Here is a 1,667-nt window from a genome sequence, read left to right on the forward strand (position 1 = left end):
GTGCGGACGGAACCCCGGCCGCTCCGGACGCGGCCGTGACCGGCAGAGGGGGCGCGGCAGGAGCACGGCGGGGGCGAACCGTGGGTCGCCGCCCGGAATCCCCCGTTCGCATGATGCGCCTCGTGATGCGCTTCCCCTTTACGGGGTGCATTACCGGATATACAAGAGTGATCATCTGTGACGGGAGTCACCGCATGAGTTTTTGAGACTCATACTTTTATCGCACCCATACGCCCGCTCGATAGAATATGTGCAATGGCACCTACCCCGCCGGTAGTCCCTCGCGCGATCGAGACCGCCCTGACCTGGGCATAAAAAAAGATCGCGCTGGACCCGGCGGAGTCCAGCGCGATCGAACGACCTGGGACCTGTTGGGGCAGACCCGGTCGTTTTGAAGCTGTGTGGGTCTCATCGGATTGGGGGACCCGATAAACCCGTTAAAGCGGGGTGTTTACGCGACCTCAGGCCTCGCTGCGCTGCTGCGGAATTCCCGCGAGCAGTGCGCGAACCTCGGCCTCGCGGTACCGGCGGTGTCCACCCAGGGTGCGGATGGACGTGAGCTTGCCAGCCTTGGCCCAGCGGGTGACCGTCTTCGGGTCCACGCGGAACATCGTGGCAACCTCAGCCGGGGTCAGCAGCGGCTCGGCATCAGGGGTGCGAGCGGTCATGAGCGGCCTCCTCGGGAGAACCGAACCATCTCGGTTCTTTCCTCTAAATTCTGCACCTTGGCCCGCGTTGCCCGAAATGGACATACGCGGGCCGAGTCGGTTATAGGACGAACGGCTTGTCCTCGGCACTACAACTACACCATCCGTCCAGCCTCGACGGCCAAACCGACGGAATTGCCCTCCGAGGTGTTCATCAGCGGCGGAAGCCGATGGACCGTCCCATAACGGACAGTCACCCGACTGTGACGATCAGTCACAGAGCGATCAGGAGTCGTCAGACCCCCCGTAGAGTGCAATGCCGAGCATTCCGCCCTTAGTTGGGCGGAAGGAACCCTCCCCGGACTCCTTGTCCTATTTTGGCACGAGGGTAGGGGAAGGGCGCAAGGGTGTAGTTAGTGCGGTCCGTCACGCTTGGGCCAATGGCCCGTATCGGGACGTAGGTCCTGGCACTACGTCCCAAATGCCATGATCAGGCCTCTGATCAGCCATTATTGACCGAACGACCGATACCGGACGATACGCGTGACCCCCTCTCGGGTGAAACCAGCCACATAGACCCCTTTCAGCCTAATTCGCGAAAAGTCGCTCCCGGACCGCTCGCCAACGCTCCGCCAGCCCCTCGTAGACCTCGGTCGCGCCCTCCCTGTCCCCGGCCCGCAGGGCCGCGATGCCCGCCGCGAGATCCGCGGCCGAGCGGTCGGCCGCCAGCCGGTCCGCCGGCAACGCGTGCACCAACCCGCCGTAGTCCAGCTCGACCAGCGAGCGCGGGTGGAACTCCTCCAGCCAGCTCCCCACCTCCACCAGCCCGTCCGCGAGCGACCCGTACCCCTCCGCGTCGCGCAGGGTCCGCAGCGCCCGCGCGAGTCGCCGCCGGGCCTGGACCATCGGCGTGCGGTAGCGCAGCCGCTCGCCCGGCACGTGGTCCCGCTCCTCGTCCGCCACCAGGACGAACCAGCGCAGCGGGACCTGCCACACCCCGGTACGGATCCACGGGCGCGC

General features: G+C 65.7%; 2 protein-coding genes. Both read right to left on the bottom strand.

Translation table 11 applies throughout. From position 1 onward, the window contains the following. Nucleotides 1–461: 461 nt before the first annotated feature. Nucleotides 462–668: a developmental transcriptional regulator BldC gene (gene bldC, locus AC3A46_RS19460; RefSeq protein WP_003949541.1), complete on the bottom strand. Its 207-nt coding sequence runs from the start codon at nt 666–668 to the stop codon at nt 462–464. Between the two features lie 567 nt (nt 669–1,235). Next, the coding region (locus AC3A46_RS19465; RefSeq protein WP_487666690.1) for a DUF8083 family protein at nt 1,236–1,667 on the bottom strand (432 nt) is incomplete at its 5' end.

It is taken from the genome of Microbacterium sp. Soil_C_42, from assembly GCF_057656735.1.